At 57.7% G+C, this 16,751-nt stretch carries 11 protein-coding genes; all 11 read left to right on the top strand.

What is annotated here, in order from left to right; translation table 11 throughout:
• Positions 1–129: 129 nt before the first annotated feature.
• The 11 genes from N645_RS0115290 (at position 130) to ribE (ending at position 16,749) form a co-directional block, all read left to right on the top strand.
• Complete coding sequence (locus N645_RS0115290; RefSeq protein WP_024462386.1) at positions 130–3,000, top strand: TonB-dependent receptor; 2,871 nt, start codon at positions 130–132, stop codon at positions 2,998–3,000.
• Between the two features lie 153 nt (positions 3,001–3,153).
• Positions 3,154–4,206 (top strand): aldose epimerase family protein, encoded by a 1,053-nt coding sequence (locus tag N645_RS17265; RefSeq protein ID WP_036161484.1) that lies wholly within the window; start codon positions 3,154–3,156, stop codon positions 4,204–4,206.
• 350 nt (positions 4,207–4,556) lie between these two features.
• On the top strand, positions 4,557–7,340 hold the full coding sequence (locus N645_RS0115300) for a TonB-dependent receptor (RefSeq protein WP_024462387.1): 2,784 nt from the start codon (positions 4,557–4,559) through the stop codon (positions 7,338–7,340).
• 51 nt (positions 7,341–7,391) lie between these two features.
• A complete protein-coding gene (locus tag N645_RS0115305) occupies positions 7,392–9,332 on the top strand; it encodes a glycoside hydrolase family 97 protein (protein ID WP_024462388.1) in 1,941 nt (646 codons plus the stop codon).
• Positions 9,333–9,511: 179 nt separating this feature from the next.
• Complete coding sequence (locus tag N645_RS0115310; protein WP_024462389.1) at positions 9,512–11,377, top strand: RICIN domain-containing protein; 1,866 nt, start codon at positions 9,512–9,514, stop codon at positions 11,375–11,377.
• Positions 11,378–11,801: 424 nt separating this feature from the next.
• The gene (locus tag N645_RS0115315) at positions 11,802–12,536 is read left to right on the top strand and encodes a FadR/GntR family transcriptional regulator (RefSeq protein WP_024462390.1); all 735 of its coding nucleotides are present in this window, start codon (positions 11,802–11,804) and stop codon (positions 12,534–12,536) included.
• A 91-nt stretch (positions 12,537–12,627) separates the two neighbouring features.
• Positions 12,628–13,128, top strand: a complete 501-nt coding sequence (nrdR, locus tag N645_RS0115320) for a transcriptional regulator NrdR (RefSeq protein ID WP_024462391.1) — start codon at positions 12,628–12,630, stop codon at positions 13,126–13,128.
• Positions 13,129–13,132: 4 nt separating this feature from the next.
• Positions 13,133–14,248, top strand: coding sequence for a bifunctional diaminohydroxyphosphoribosylaminopyrimidine deaminase/5-amino-6-(5-phosphoribosylamino)uracil reductase RibD (gene ribD / locus N645_RS0115325; RefSeq protein ID WP_024462392.1), 1,116 nt, complete (start codon positions 13,133–13,135; stop codon positions 14,246–14,248).
• 138 nt (positions 14,249–14,386) lie between these two features.
• Positions 14,387–15,046, top strand: a complete 660-nt coding sequence (locus N645_RS0115330; RefSeq protein WP_024462393.1) for a riboflavin synthase — start codon at positions 14,387–14,389, stop codon at positions 15,044–15,046.
• A gap of 64 nt (positions 15,047–15,110) precedes the next feature.
• The gene (gene ribBA / locus N645_RS0115335) at positions 15,111–16,229 is read left to right on the top strand and encodes a bifunctional 3,4-dihydroxy-2-butanone-4-phosphate synthase/GTP cyclohydrolase II (RefSeq protein WP_024462394.1); all 1,119 of its coding nucleotides are present in this window, start codon (positions 15,111–15,113) and stop codon (positions 16,227–16,229) included.
• A gap of 49 nt (positions 16,230–16,278) precedes the next feature.
• Positions 16,279–16,749, top strand: a complete 471-nt coding sequence (gene ribE, locus N645_RS0115340; RefSeq protein WP_024462395.1) for a 6,7-dimethyl-8-ribityllumazine synthase — start codon at positions 16,279–16,281, stop codon at positions 16,747–16,749.
• Positions 16,750–16,751: the final 2 nt, after the last annotated feature.

Here is a 16,751-nt window from a genome sequence, read left to right on the forward strand (position 1 = left end):
TGCTAGGCTTATTGTCATACGATAGTATTGTTTTGCTCCGTTATTAAAAATAACCAGTACTTGGGAGCGAGCCGGACCATATCGGCAGTTCTCAGGTGCGACTATGAAACCCGCAGGAGAGTTGCAATTATGTTTAAGCGTTCCCTACTAAGTCGCAGTATCGCTGCGTCCATCGCCCTGGCTGGCCTGCCCATGCTGGCTCAAGCCCAAGACACTCAAGACGAACCTCTGCTTGAAGAAGTCGTTGTTACTGGTATTCGTGCAAGCTTGAACAAAGCCATTGATATCAAGCGCGAATCCATGGATGTCATGGACTCCATCGTGGCAGAAGATATCGGTAAGCTGCCGGATAACAACGTGGTTGAGTCTCTCCAGCGTGTGGCCGGTGTTCAGGTTACGGATCGTGCCGGTGGTGAAACCAACGTGGTCAGTATCCGCGGTCTTACTGATGTGAGCACCACGGTAAACGGTCGTACCATCTTCACAGCTTCTGGCCGCGCTGTTGCGCTGGCGGATATCCCCTCTACTCTGGTTTCACGAGTTGATGTGGTCAAGAACCGTTCAGCAGAAACCTACGAAAACGGTATTGCTGGCCAGATTGACGTGCACACCTTCCGTCCGTTTGATTTCGACGGCTCTCGCGTATCGGTTTCTGCACGGGGCATTTACTTGGAAGAAGCTGAAGAAGTGAACCCGACCATCAGTGCGCTTTTCAGCGATCGGTGGGACACCGCAGCGGGGGAGTTTGGTGCACTTGTTAACGTGTCCTATAGTGAAACCAAATATCGTGACCAGTCCACTACGCCGGGCGCTCAAATACCATTTATTGCCCAAGGTCGAGATCTTCCAGATGACCCAAACATCCTTGATGCGAACGGTAATGTTGTAGATCAGCGTTATGTAGATCTACAGCGTATTTTTCCGACTCGTCCTGGCGTTCAGGAAAATCCAATTTGGACCGCTGGTCTGGAGAATGGCTTGCCGACCGCGCAGGGGTCAACATTGGATATAAACGGTGATCCTGCAGAGTACTACATTTCTCGTGACGCGATGTTCATGTCGGACGTCACCGGCGAGCGTGAACGCCCCGCCGCCAATGTGTCTTTTCAGTTCGCGCCAAATGACCGTAGCGAGTACATCTTTGAAGCGTTCTACAATGGTTACCGTAACGAAGGTTTCAACTCATTAAACTTTGCCTTTGTAGATTGGTGGGGCAGCCTTGGTGGGTTGAGCGATGACGTGACTGATACCTTTGAGCTTTATGAAGGAACCAACGTCATCAAAGAGCGTACCATTCGTGATGGTTTCACTTTTGGTAGCGGCGACTACTCAACCGGAAAAACGGATTCTTATGTTTATGCTTTGGGCGGCGACTGGGAGCTTACCGATAAACTCAACCTGAAGTCTGAACTGGTGTATCAGGACAGTGAGTTTGAGTCCAGCTTCATTGCGATGCGCAGCACCAACGTTCGCTATGAAACCTACGCCAACTTCAGCAACAACCCGAGCATTGAATTCCGGGACAACCCGGCCACTCCGGATGTCGATGAAGGTGATCAAAGTGACATTTCCCAGTACGCCATGGCTGAAATGTACGATAGTGGAACGCGTAACGAAGGGTCAGCGGTTACCTTTACCGCCGATGCCGAGTACTTCACTGACGGTGCGTTCTTCAAGAAGATCGACTTCGGCATCCGTCACGATGTTCGCGATGCCACCGAGTATGCACGTACTCAGGACGCTGCACCTTGTGATGTCGTAAACACCACTGGCGATGCGGCTAACTGCCAGTTCTCCACTTATGAAGATGATGGCATTGCGTACATCAACAGTGGCTTTATGGATGCGCTGGATGTGCCCCGTACCTGGGCTGTGGTTGATGGCCCTTACCTGAAGGCAAATCGTGATTACTTCACTGGCCTTTACGGTCTGGATGCCAATGATCCGCTGCTGGAAGAGTTTGCCATCGAGGAGACCAACACCGCACTTTACGTCGATGCGGAGTTTGAGACCGAAATCGCTGGTAAGCGTCTCGATGGTCAGGTCGGCCTCCGTTACGTTGATGTGACCACCGATACCGTCTTTACCGATCAGGTGGACTTCTCTGAAACCGAGGGTAGCACAGATACCCAGGAGCTTCTTAGCTTCCTGTCTCTGCGCTACAATCTTACTGATGAGCTGATCGCGCGCTTTAACTACGGTGAAACGCTGCGTATGCCCGGATTTGGGGACCTGAATCCGACCATCAACTACTTCGACGATATCACCAACATTGGCTATGGTACTGCGAGTGGCGGTAACGCCGATCTTCAGCCGACTACTTCCCAGAACTATGACTTGTCGCTGGAGTGGTACTTCGGTGATGCCAGCAATGCCTACGTAACTCTGTTCCAGCGCGACATCGAAGGTCTGGTTGTTGGTTTCCGTAACCGAGTGAACCGCCAGATTGAAGGTTATGAAACAGATACTTTCATTCTGTCTCAGCCGGATAATGCGTCAGATGGTGAGCTGTCAGGTGTGGAAATCGGGTTCAACTACTTCCCCGAGAACCTCGAAGGCTACTGGGACGGTCTGGGTGTCCAGTCCAGTTTCACCTTCCTGGATTCGGAGCAGGTTAACCCGGTCACCAATAGCGCAGGTGAAGTGACTGCCTACGAAAAAGGCCCGATGTTTGGTGTGTCTGACACCTCCTACAGTGTGGCGGTGGCGTACGAGCGCGATACCTTTGACGCCCGTCTGGCTTATGTATGGCGAGAAGACTTCCTCAACAACAATGAGGCTGCTCTGTTTGCCAACCCGCTGGGCGTGTACCGCGACCCGCAGAGCTCTCTGGACTTCCAGTTCAGCTACAACGTGTCTGATGAGTTCATCGTGACCTTCGATGCGACCAACCTGACCGAAGAGGTCTATCAGAGCCGTTACGGTAACAGTGATCTGCATACCTTCGGTAACTGGCAGATCAGCCGCACCTTCGCCCTGGGCGCTCGCTACTCCTTCTAAGGAGCGCAAGCAACCATCAAGGTTGCGTACGTTCAAACCGAACTTGGCCAACCCTCCGGGGTTGGCCTTTTTTGTGTCTGGCCTCGCGGCCGTCTGCTGTTATACCATTCACCTTTGACCGCCGACTTTTACCCATTCAGAGGAATCTGATCTATGCCCGTTCAATCCGCCCCGTTCGGAAGTCTTCCCGATGGCCGTGAGGTCACTCAATTCATTTTGCGCAATAGCAAGGGGATGGAAGTCCGCCTGATCAACTACGGCGGCATCATTACCCACCTGTTCGCGCCGGACCGGGACGGCAACGTGGCCGACGTGGTTATGGGGTTTGATGAACTTGGCCCTTATCTGACGGATTCCCCGTATTTCGGGGCGCTGATTGGCCGCTTTGGCAACCGTATCGCGGGCGGCCGCTTTGAGTTGGACGGCGTTGAGTATCGCCTGGATCAGAACGATGGTGAGAACCATCTGCATGGCGGGGTTGAGGGTTTTGACAAAAAACTCTGGGATGCCGAACCGTTCGAAGATGACCGTGGTGCCGGCGTCCGCCTGAGCCTGGTCAGTCCCGATGGCGATCAGGGGTATCCGGGCAACTTGTCCGTCACCGTGGAGTATTGGCTGACCGATGACAATCAATTGATTACCGACTATCGCGCTACCACGGACAAGGCGACCCCGGTCAACCTGACTCAGCACAGCTATTTCAACCTGGCGGGGCAGGGCAACGTGCGCGACCATCAGCTTACCCTGAACGCGTCAAAGTACACCCCAGTCAGTGACAAATTGATACCGGAAGGGCCTTTGGTTGAGGTGGCCGGTACGGCCTTCGACTTCCGTAAGCCCAAAGCCATTGGGGCGGAGATTGACGCGGATGACATTCAGCTCAAGCGCGCCAACGGTGGCTATGATCATAATTTTGTCGTCGACCGTCAGGGTGAGCAGGGTGAGGTGCTTGCCGCGCGGGCCGAAGAGCCGGTTTCTGGACGTGTGTTGGAGGTCTGGACGGAAGAGCCGTGTTTCCAGCTGTACACCGGCAATTTTCTCGACGGTTCGGTGGAAGGGAAAGGCCAAAAACAGATTCGTCACGGCGCCTTCTGCGTCGAACCGCAGCACTTTCCTGACTCGCCCAATCAGGATCGTTTCCCGTCCACGATTGTGCGTCCTGGGGACACCTACCACACCCGGATGAGCTTCCGCTTCAGCCACTAAGTCGAGAGCGTTGAGTTTGGGTGCCAGCTAACGGGTGGCACCCCTTTCTTCGCGCCATTCATCATTCAATTATAATATTTATTGTATTTGTCGAAAAAGTACTATTTTTCTGCGATAAGATACAAGACGGCCACCCCTCCTCCCCCTAATGTAGCCTACAGCGATGGATCAGAGTTCGCGTAGGTTGACGAGCGCTTCTCTAGTCTTTGATCTCTCGCCGATTGTGATGTCGCCCAGTTCGGCATTGCCGGGCCGGACGGTTAAGTGTTCCGCGCCAAACGGACCACGCGGATCGTCCGGACCTAGCGTTTAATAATCCAAATAAACACAATGCTTAGGAGAGTCCCAATATGATAGCGAAAAAAACCATTCTCAGTAGCACCATTGCCACAATACTGTTTGCCGGAGCCCAGGCTTCCGCTCAGTCGGCTTCGCAGGAAGCCGGTATGGAGGAGGTGCTGGTCACCGGTATTCGTTCCAGTCTTCAGCAGGCGATGGATATCAAGCGAGACTCGGATGCCATGGTGGATTCCATTGCCTCGGAGAGCCTGGGTAAATTCCCGGATACCAACATTGCCGAATCCCTTCAGCGAATTACCGGCGTTTCTATCGATCGAAGTGGCGGGGAAGGGCAGAGCGTCACGGTGCGTGGTTTTGGTCCGCAATTCAATACGGTATTGCTCAACGGTCGTCGACAGGTATCCGACACTGGGGCGAGGTCGTTCAACTTCGACAATCTGCCCGCCGAGCTGGTTTCGCGGGTGGATGTCTACAAAAGCGCTCAGGCGCGTCTGCAGTCCGGCGGCATTGGCTCCACCATTGTGATGCACACGCCGCGCCCGCTGGATATCGGTAGCTTCAAAGCTGTGGGTTCGGCCAAGATGCTGCATGAGGATCTGTCCGGTGAGAGCACCCCCGAGCTGTTCGGCATGGTAAGCAACACCTTTGCGGACGGGCGTATGGGGGCACTGTTATCGGTAACCTACGAGGAGCGGAAGAATCGTATTGAACGTTTCCTTACCGACGGCATTCTTACCGCGCCGCGCGATGGTCTGACGTTGATTGCCGATGATCTGGCGGACCAGGGCTACTCGGCGGATGACCAGTTCTTTATTCCCCAGGTTCTGAATATCAGCCCCATTGATGAGCAGCGTGAGCGCATCAACATCAACAGTACGTTTCAGTTCCAGGCGACTGACGATCTGACCTTTACGCTGGACGCCATGTTCAACGACTTTGACGTACAGACTCAGTCCAACACTCTGACGTTCTTTGTGACGCCTTCCATTATTACGGACGCCACGTTCGATGAAAATCGTACGGCGACAACGTTTACGCAAAACCAGAATGCGGCGACCGATTTCACTATGGCCGAGCGTAGCCGGCCGTCCGAGTCCCAGGCGTTTGGTTTTAACGCCGATTGGGATTTGGCGCCGGGCTGGAATGTGGCGTTTGATACCAGCTATTCCAAAGCGGAATCCGGCGGAGCTGGCGGCACCAATGTGGGTGTGATTGGCTTCCGGGATGACGGTTTTACGCTCAGTTATGATGAGAATGGTATGCCGTCCTATAGCGGCGTGACGGACGCCCAGATCAATGATACGAGTTTGTCTAAAGCCCACTTTTTCATGCGCGGTATTGGTGGCGGACCGCTGGGCGGTGCGGCGGATATCGAGCACGACCTGTTTGAACAACGGGTGGACTTTGAGTGGCAGGCCGACTTTGAGCACCTGAAAACCGTCACCTTCGGTGCCCATTATTCCGATGAGTCGGAGAGCACGACCAGTCGGACGTCCGACAACGCGTGTATTTATTGTGGTTATCAGACGGATGTGCCCGACGACCTGTTGGCCATAGCCGCTGAGGGTGGCAACTATATGGATGGCGACATTGATGTCCCCGCCACTTGGCAAACCGCCGACCTGGATGCCCTCATCTCCTGGCTGGAAACCCCGGAGGCGGCGGCTGCAAGAGACGAGGCAGCCGGTCTTGAGCCCGGCACTACCCAGGCGGCGCTGGACGAGAGTAATGGCTATGCACTGGTGTTGCAGTCCAGTTCAACGGAAATCGATGAGACGGTAATGTCGGTCTATGCCAACCTCAATTTTCAGGGTGACCTGGGTGACATGCCCTGGAGCTTGAATGCGGGTGTGCGCTACGTGGAAACGGAGACTACGCCGTTTGGCATTTCCGCGCCTTTACTCGATCTTCGCGAAATCCCCAGTGACCCCACCGCCTATGACGTGGTGGATGGCAATGAGCAGGTGGTTAGCGCCAATAACACCTATGATCATTTTCTGCCGACATTGGACTACCGTTTGAACCTGAACGACGATATGGTCATTCGCTTTGCCGCGTCGCAAACGCTGACTCGCCCGCCGTTCGGGGCTCTGTCTCCGCGCACCACCATCGGTACCGCACGTCCAGGCAACCTGCAGGCGAGTAGTGGTAATCCGAATCTCGAGCCCTACGCGTCGGACAATCTGGATCTGGCCTATGAGTGGTATTACCAGGAGAGCGGCTACCTGACGGTGGGGTTGTTCCAGAAGCAGGTTGAAAATTTCCTGGTCAACACCGTTCTGCGGCAGGAGTTTGAAATTCAGGATCAGGATAATCTGTTTGACGGTAATCCGGTGTTTGAAGTAAGTACTCAGGATAATCTGGAAGATGCTACCGTTGACGGGGTTGAGCTGGGTTTCCAGCACACCTTTGATTATCTGTCAGGTGCCTGGAGCGGTTTTGGTTTTACCGCCAACGCGACCCTTGTGGATAGCGACGCTGAGCTCGACACCGGTGATATCAGCCAGACCTTCGCGCTCGAAGGGCTGGGTGACTCCTACAATATCGTCGGCTTTTACGAGCGGGGCAACTTTGAAGCCCGCCTGGCGTGGAATCAGCGCGACCGCTTCCTGCAAACGGCGGTCGGTTTCGGGGGCGAGCCTACCTATGTCGAAGACTATGAGCAGATCGACGCGCGGGTAAGCTATAGTCTGAGCGACAGCCTGTCGGTATTTTTCGAAGGGGTAAATATTACCGACGAGAAGTATCAGAAAGTAGGGCGTTACGACAACCAGATTCTGTTGCGAGAGCAAACCGGCCCCCGTTATACCGTGGGGGTACGAGCGGAGTTTTAATGCTGGCTGGCCGGGGTAGCCCCGGCCTTTTTTCATATTGGGAGTAGCAACATGAACAAATCCGTTTTGAGTCTGGCCATGCTGGCCCTTTGTCTGGGGGCTTGCTCAAATACTGGCAGCGGCCCAGGCAGTAACGTTGTATTGAGCAGTCCGGACGGTAGCGTCCGGGTCAGTGTTTCGCTGAACGCCCAGGGGGCGGCGGAATACCAGGTTTTTCATGACGAGCGAGCCGTGCTCGAGCCGTCGGATCTGGGCATCCGTTTACAGAGCGCTGCTTTTGAACAAGGTCTGTCTCTGACGAGCGCATCCGAGCCGGCACTGGTGGAAGACCACTATGAAATGCACCAGGGCAAACAGCTCGACATTCACTATCAGGCCAACGAGCAGACGCTGCGTTTTGCCAACGCCGAGGGTGAGCCCCTGGTGATTCGTCTGCGCGCCTCCGATGACGGCGTGGCCTTTCGCTACGAATTTCCCGGTGAGGGCGCCAAGCGTTTTGAGCGGGAAATCACCTCGTTCGATTTTCCTGCGTCGGCCAAAGCCTGGATGCAGCGCATGCAGGTGGTCAACACCGGCTTCGAAGGCACCAACCCGGCGTACGAAGAACATTACGAAATGGAAATACCGGTAGGCACCGAGTCTCCCACGGAAGCCGGCTGGGTTTTCCCCGCCCTGTTTCACAGCAATGGCGACTGGGTGTTGCTGAGTGAAGTCGGGATGCAGAGCAATTTTCACGCCTCCCGCCTTCAGCCAGAGTCACCGGAAGGGGAATACCGAATTGGCCTGCCGATGGAAGGGGAGGTGTTCAGCGGGGGCGAGCGACTCGCCCATGACATCGGCGCCTTTCACTCGCCCTGGCGCACCATTACGGTCGGTAGCCTGGCCGATATTACCGCCTCCACCATGGGCACCGATCTGGCCGAGCCCTCGGTGATTGCAGACGCCGACTTTGTCGAGCCGGGGATGGCCAGTTGGAGCTGGGGGCTACTCAAAGATGAGTCGATCACCTACGACATTCAGAAATGGTATATCGACTACGCGGCTGACATGGGCTGGGAATACACCCTGGTGGATGTGAACTGGGACCAGAACATCGGCTACGAGCGCATGCAGCAGCTGGTGGACTATGCCGCGTCCAAAGAGGTGGGGTTGATTCTCTGGTACAACTCCGCCGGAGACTGGAATACCGCGCCCTACACCCCGCGCGATAAGCTGTTGACCCGGGAATCCCGGCGCGCGGAGTTCGCCCGCCTGCAGGCAATGGGTGTACGTGGTGTCAAAGTGGACTTCTTCCCCGGCGACGGTCAGTCCGCCATAGCCTACTATCGGGACCTGCTGCAGGATGCCGCCGACTTTGAGCTGATGGTCAACCATCACGGCTCCACTCTGCCGCGTGGCATTCAACGGACTTTCCCGAACATGATGACCATGGAGTCGGTACACGGCATGGAGATGGTGACTTTCTTTCAGGAAACCGCCGATAAAGAACCCAGCCACGCGGCCATGCTGCCCTTTGCCCGCAACGTGTTTGACCCAATGGACTATACGCCCACGGCCTTCAACCATCTGCACAACCCTGAGGTGACCCGCAAGAGCCGAAACGGCATGCAATTGGCGATGCCGGTGGTCTTCGTATCGGGACAGACTCACATCGTGGAAACGCCGGACGGCATGGCGAAGGTGCCCGAGTATGTCAGGGCGTTTTTGCGTGATCTTCCCGTGGTGTGGGACGAGTCCCGCCTGCTGACGGGCTATCCGGGTAAGCATGCGGTTTTTGCCCGGCGCTCTGGCGAGCGTTGGTATATTGCCGGTCTCAACGGCGAGAGCGAGCCGAAGTCTCTGGAATTGGACCTGTCCTTTGTCGGCGATGCGGAAGGCACCTTGATCACGGACGGGAGCGAACCCCGTTCCTTTGAGCAGCGTACCGTGGAAGCCGGCCCGCTGGAGCTGACCCTGGCGCCCGCCGGTGGGTTCGTGGCGGTTTTTGAGTAGGTTTTTTCCGTCATTGGTAGTATAAATTATTATAGTATAAACTGTGTGCTTCATCCCGCCCGGCACTGCCGGGCCGGGTTGGCAGGAGAGAGCCGGCGCTGGTGTACCCCGTCACTAATACCGGTCCGTCAAATAAGAGGTGCACAATGAAACACGTTATTACTGGTTGGAGCCGATCGATGGCTCTGATCGCTCTGGCACTGGCCACTCTGGCCGGCTGCGCCACTCAGGGCGACTCCAATTCATCTTCCACCGCCGAGCGCGATGGAACCTTTACCAACCCGCTGTTCCCCAACGGCGCGGACCCCTGGCTGGAATACTGGGACGGTAACTACTACCTGACCACCACCACCTGGACCGCTGAGTTGGTGATGCGCAAGTCGCCGACCCTGGCGGGCCTGGCGGATGCAACCCCGGTCAACATCTGGTCCGATACCGACCCCAAACGCAACGCCAACTTCTGGGCGTTTGAGTTCCATCGCCTGAAGGGCCCCAACGGCTATCGCTGGTACGTCATGTACACCGCCGGTCAGGACGGTACACTGGATCACCAGCACCTGAATGTGCTCGAGAGCGTGGGGGATGATCCCATGGGCCCTTACGAGTACAAGGCGCCGATCATGCCCGATCAATGGAACATCGATGGCACTTACCTCAAGCACGACGGCAAGCTGTACCTGCTGTACTCCCAGTGGCACGGTGACCAGCAGTTGAACCTGATCACCGAAATGGAAAACCCCTGGACCCTGAAGGAAGGTTCCCCCAAGACCGTTATTACCCGCCCCGAGCTGGACTGGGAAATCAGCGGCCGTAAGGTGACCGAGGCGGCGCAGATTCTTCAGCGCAATGGCCGTACCTTCATGATCTATTCCGCCAGCTACTGCAATACCCCGGACTACAAGCTGGGTATGCTCGAGTTGGTAGGAGATAACCCCCTCAACGCGGATCACTGGAAGCAGTATCCGGAGCCCGTGTTCCAGCGCGGCAATGGCGTCTACGGCCCCGGTCACAACGGCTTCTTCCCCTCGCCGGACGGCACCGAAGACTGGCTGGTTTATCACGGTAATTCCTCCGTTGAGCACGGTTGCAGCTCCACTCGCTCCCTGCGCGCCCAGAAGTTCACCTGGAACGAGGATGGCACCCCGAATTTTGGAGAGCCCATTCCCGAAGGTCAGCCGGTGCAGCGCCCCTCGGGTGAAAACGGCCCGCTGGTGACCCGTATTCAGGGGCAGCATTTCCAGATCGTCAATGCCACCACCGACCTGTGCCTGGATATCGCCACCGCACCAGAAGACAACCGCACCCGCCAGGCCGCCTGTAACCCCAACAACGGTCAGTGGGTCATTGACCCGGTCACCGATGGGTATTTCCGCATCGCCAACAACCACGACAGCAAGTTTCTGGAAGTGGAAAACTGCAGCACCGGCGACAACGCTCGGGTACAGCAGGCCGCCTGGCGCAACAACGCCTGCCAGGAATGGAGCCTTGAGACGGGTGATGGTGGCCACAGCGTGATCACCAACCGGGCCACTGGCAAGCCGCTGGCGGTCGCCGGCTGTTCGGCCAATGAAAACCAGTCGGTTCTGCAGCAGAACGATGACAGTGTCTGCAAGCAGTGGCGCCTGCAGCCGATGAACGAAGTGGCCATCATCAGTGAGCAGAGCGGTCGTGTGGTCAGCGTCGCCGGTGAAGATGCCAACGTCGAGCAGCATGCCTGGACCTATGGCGACCATCAGAAATGGCGGTTCAAACCCACCGATTCCGGTTACTTTGAGCTGAGCCCGAGCAGTGCCGATGATCAGTGTCTGGCGGTGACTGACGAAGCGGTCGTTCCCGGTGCCAATCTGGAAGTGGATGAGTGCGGCTCCAAAACCAGCCAGTGGGGCATCAAGTTCCTCGAGGGTGGTGCAGTCAGCCTGGTGAACCGCTATACCACTGAGGTGGTGGATGTGGCCAACTGTGGTCTGGCCGATGGTACCAATCTGGCCATCGGCCCCGACCTGGAAAACCGCTGCCAGCGTTTCCATCTGCGCACAGCGAATTGATCCACTGATGGCACCGCGCAGCGGTGCCAAGCCCTCCTGTAGGTCTGATTAGGCCAAGGGGTTGCAATTCTTTCATATTGTACTATAATACCAACTATCCAAAGGCGAGCGGGAAATTGGGCCCGTTTACCGGAGCGACGGTAATCTCTCCTCCAACGACGTTACCGGGGTTCATTTGGATTCTCCTTAAGGCTTGGAAATCGCTGAAGTTGACAGGCAGTTCAGTGGTTTCGTGTCTCTCACTCGATGTTGGTTGATATCGAGGTCTCCCTCGCCTCTGTACCGAAAGGTCCAGAGGCTTTTTTTATGGAAGAAAAATCTTTCATAATGTAGTATTATCTGATAATCCCTTTATTGAACTTTGTTGACTAACACGCTACCTTTGCAGGCTTAACGTCAAACCTTAATAACATGGATTCCTGCTATGGCCGTATTTGAACGCAACTTCAACCTTTCCCAGCGAATGACGCAGGAGCTGGGCAAGGCTATCGTGTGCGGTGTTTACCCCAAGGATGAAAGCCTGCCGACCGAGGCGGAGCTGTGTGAGCAGTTTGGCGTGAGCCGCACGGCGGTGCGCGAGGCGGTCAAAATGCTCTCGGCCAAGGGGTTGATCTCCAGCCGCCCACGACAGGGCATCCGGATTCTGCCCGAGCAGGAGTGGAACATCTTTGATTCGGACCTGCTGCGCTGGTCTCTGGAAGGTAACCCGTCGCTGCGGGTACTGCGCGAGTTTCTCCAGATGCGCATTGCCATCGAGCCGGAAGCGGCGTCGTTGGCGGCCCGGTTTGCCGACGATGCGGCCATCGATGCGATCGGCGAGGCGCTCGAAGGGATGCGTGATGCCAAGACCAAACCGGAAGAGGGGCTTCAGGCGGACATCAATTTTCACGTCAGTATTCTGTTTGCCAGCAAGAACCGCTTCTATATTCGCCTGCGGGATTTCATTCAGACCGCACTGAACGTCAGTATTCGCCACACCAACGTGATCAAGGGCGACCAGGACGCGATCATCGATGACCACGCAAAGGTCTATAACGCCATCCGCAATCGCAATCCGGAGCGGGCCAAGGCGGCCATGCTGCTGCTGATTGACGAGGCGCTGACCTTCATTGAGGAAGAGCTGGCCGAGGCCGGCGAAACCATTCCCGCGCCGCGCTGAGCGAGGCCGCTCCTACACGACCAATTCTGGGGCGTTAGTGGCAAACTGTGCTAAGATGCGCGCAGTTTGAGAATCCACGAGGCCCCGTGCCATGCACTGTCCTTTCTGCGGCGCTGAAGATACCAAAGTTGTCGATTCCCGCCTGGTGGCCGAAGGCGATCAGGTTCGTCGGCGCCGGCAATGCCTGTCCTGCAATGAGCGGTTTACTACCTACGAGGTGGCCGAGCTGGTGATGCCCCGCATCATCAAGCAGGACGGTACCCGTGAGCCTTTTGATGAAGCCAAACTTCGGGCCGGCCTGCTGCGGGCACTGGAGAAGCGCCCGGTGAGCATCGAATCGATCGAGTCGGCCATCAACCAGATCAAGCACTTTCTCCAGGCCACCGGCGAGCGCGAAGTTCCCTCGCTGAAGGTGGGGGAAAAAGTCATGGAAGAGCTGCGCAAGCTCGACGAAGTGGCCTATGTGCGCTTCGCCTCCGTATACCGTCGCTTCAAGGACCTCAACGAATTCCGCGAGGAAATCGATCGCCTGGAGCGTCACGAGCCTGAGTTCCAGGAGCCAAAGGCCCACGAACCTCAAGACAAAGTTTAACCGCATGCCCCTATCGGACCTCGACAGCCAGATGATGGCGCGCGCTCTGCGTTTGGCTGAGCGCGGCCTGTACACCACCACGCCCAATCCGCGGGTGGGCTGTGTAATCGCCCTCAAGGGTGAACCAATCGCCGAGGGTTGGCACCAGCGGGCGGGCGAGGCCCACGCCGAAGTCAATGCTCTGGCGGACGCCGGTGCACGGGCGCAGGGGGCAACGGCTTATGTCACCCTGGAGCCCTGCAACCACACGGGTCGCACCGGCCCCTGCAGTCAGGCGCTGATCGATGCGGGTATCACCCGGGTGGTTTTCGGGATGGAGGACCCCAACCCGAAAGTCGCCGGAGAGGGACTGGAGCGGCTGCGTGCCGCCGGTGTTGAGGTGGACGGTCCGCTGCTGGAAGAGGAGATCCGGGCGCTGAATCCGGGCTTTATCAAGCGCATGGAGCGCGGTCTGCCCTGGGTGCGCTGCAAATTGGCCATGAGCCTGGATGGTCGCACCGCCATGGCCAGTGGCGAAAGCAAGTGGGTGACCGGCCGCCGGGCCCGGGAAGACGTGCAGCGCCTGCGCGCCCGCAGTTGCGCGATCATCAGCGGCATCGATACCGTGCTGATGGATCAGGCCGCCCTGACCGTGCGTGCGGACGAATTGAAGCTGGATGACGCGGCGGCCATTGCCGAACGCCAACCGCTGCGGGTGGTCCTCGACTCCCGGGGCCGGATGACCCCCGATGCCCCGCTGCTGCAGCATCCGGGGCCGGTACTGCTGGTTCACGGTGGTGCAGCCGCCGATACCGGTTGGCCGGCGCAGGTGGAAACCCTCGAGCTGTCGGGCCGCGACGGGCGTATTGACCTGACTGCGCTCCTGCGCGAGCTGGCCCGTCGGGAGTACAACGAAGTATTGGTGGAGTCCGGGGCGACCCTGGCGGGTGCGTTTCTGGGGCAGGGGCTGCTCGATGAGATGATCGTCTATTTGGCACCCAAGCTGCTCGGCAGCAACGCCCGGCCCTTGTTCCAGTTGCCCTTGGATTCCATGGCGGCCCAGTTGCCGCTGAAAATTCACGACATCCGGGCCGTGGGCCACGATTGGCGCATTACCGCCAGCCCGGATCCGGAGGGTTGATGGGTGGTTTACGGCGGATGCGGGTCAATACCGCTGCGCTCGGCCCCTACACGACCCGCCGTGGTATGCGTAGGGCGGATAAGCGAAGCGCATCCGCCGTTACCAACCGTGAAGCTGTTCAAAGCTGAGAAGCAAACTATGTTTACGGGAATTATCGAAGCCAAAGGCCGCGTCGCCCGCCTCGAACCCAAAGGCGGCGACCTGCGCCTGTTGATCGAAACCGGCGATCTGCCCCTGGCGGACGTCCAGTTGGGCGACTCCATTGCCACCAACGGCGTCTGTCTGACCGTGGTGGACCTGCCGGGCAACGGCTACTGGGCGGATGTATCCGGGGAAACCCTGGCATACACCACCATTGGCCAGTGGGCCACCGGCCAGCCGGTGAATCTGGAGAAGGCCCTGACCCCCACCACGCGCCTGGGTGGGCACATCGTCAGCGGCCACGTCGATGGCGTCGGGGAGGTGGTCGAACGCCACGGGGATGCCCGCTCCGAGCGCTTTCGCATCAAGGCGCCGGACAACCTGGCCAAATACATTGCCCATAAGGGATCGATCACCGTGGACGGTACCAGCCTCACGGTGAACAAGGTCGAGGGGGCGGAGTTCGAGTTGAATATCGTCCCGCACACCCTCAAATGGACCATCATGGACAGCTACCAGCCCGGCACCCGGGTCAACCTGGAGGTGGATGTGCTGGCACGCTACCTGGAACGGCTATTATTGGGAGAGAAGGCCGCCAACACGAGCGGCGGTGTCACTCTGGATTTTCTCGCCGAGCACGGCTTCACCGGCCGTTGAATGGCAGACGCCGGGCCGATGGCCCGGCTACTGATTGAAGGTACCTCTTTTAACGAAGGTCATTATGGAACTGAACACGCCGGAAGAACTGATTGACGACCTGCGTCACGGCAAGATGATCATCCTGATGGATGACGAAGATCGCGAAAATGAAGGCGACCTGATCATGGTAGCCGACCAGGTGCGGGCGGAGGACATCAACTTCATGTCCACCCACGCCCGGGGCCTGATCTGCCTGACCCTGACGCCGGAGCGCTGCCAGCAACTGGGCCTGCCCCTGATGGTGTCGGACAATCAGGCCCGCTATTCCACCAACTTCACCGTTTCCATTGAGGCGGCGGAGGGGGTCACGACCGGCATTTCGGCGGCGGATCGGGCCCGCACCGTGCGGGTGGCGGTCAGCGCCGACGCCAAGCCCCGGGACATCGTTCAACCCGGGCATATTTTCCCGATCATGGCCCAGCCCGGTGGTGTGATGAGCCGTGCCGGGCATACCGAAGCCGGCTGCGATCTGGCCCGCCTGGCGGGTTTCGAGCCGGCGGCGGTGATTGTCGAAATCATGAATGCCGATGGCTCCATGGCCCGCCGCCCGGACCTGGAAGCCTTTGCCCAGACACACAACCTGAAAATCGGTACCATAGCGGACCTGATTCACTACCGCTCGGTAAAGGAAAAAACCGTCGAGTGCATCAACCGTCGCCAGGTGGACACCGAGTACGGCCCCTTTGAGCTGCGCACCTATCGCGATCTGGCCCGGGGCGACCTGCATTTTGTCATGCTCAAAGGGCATGTCGATCCGGCGGAGCCCACCTTGGTGCGGGTGCATGTGATGGACGTGGCGAAGGACCTGATTGGTCTCAAGCGTCCCGGCGATGCCGGCAAACACTCCTGGAATTACCGCGATGCGCTGAAAACCATCAGCGAGGCCGGGCAGGGTGTGCTGGTGCTGATCTGCCACGACGAAAGCACCACTCAGGTGGAAGAAAGTATCGACTGGATGCTCTCCGGTAAACAGCCGGTGCGCAGTCCGGATCAGGTGTACAAACAGGTGGGTACCGGCTCCCAGATTCTGCGGGATTTGGGGGTGCGCAAAATGCGCCTGATGTCGGCGCCCATGCGCTTCACCGCCCTGTCCGGGTTTGACCTGGAAATTGTTGAACATCTCGAGCCGGGCAGCCAGTAGGGCAGCCGGGCCGGAACACGATCAATCGATTGAAGAAAGAGAATCCTCTATGAGTCAGATCAAGGTTATTGAAGGCGATTTCGCCGCAAGCGAAGGCCGCTACGCATTGTTGGTCAGCCGCTGGAACAGTTTTGTGGTCGAAAGCCTGAAAGAGGGCGCGCTGGACACCCTGCGTCGCCACGGCATCAAGGACGATCAGGTCACCATCTACTACGCCCCCGGCGCGTTTGAGTTCCCGTTGGCCGCCCAGCGCATTGCCGCCAAGGGTGAGTTCGACGCGATCATTGCCCTGGGTGCGGTCATTCGCGGTGGTACGCCGCACTTCGATTACGTCGCCGGCGAATGCACCAAGGGCCTGGCTCAGGTATCCCTGAACGCCAATGTTCCGATCACCTTCGGGGTGCTGACTGTCGATACCATCGAGCAGGCGATTGAGCGCTCCGGCACCAAAGCGGGCAACAAGGGCGTGGAAGCCGCCACGACCGCGCTGGAAATGGTTTCACTGCTGGGAAGAATCTGATC

It is taken from the genome of Marinimicrobium sp. LS-A18 (assembly GCF_000463525.1).
In the GTDB taxonomy this organism is placed as follows: domain Bacteria; phylum Pseudomonadota; class Gammaproteobacteria; order Pseudomonadales; family Cellvibrionaceae; genus Marinimicrobium; species Marinimicrobium koreense.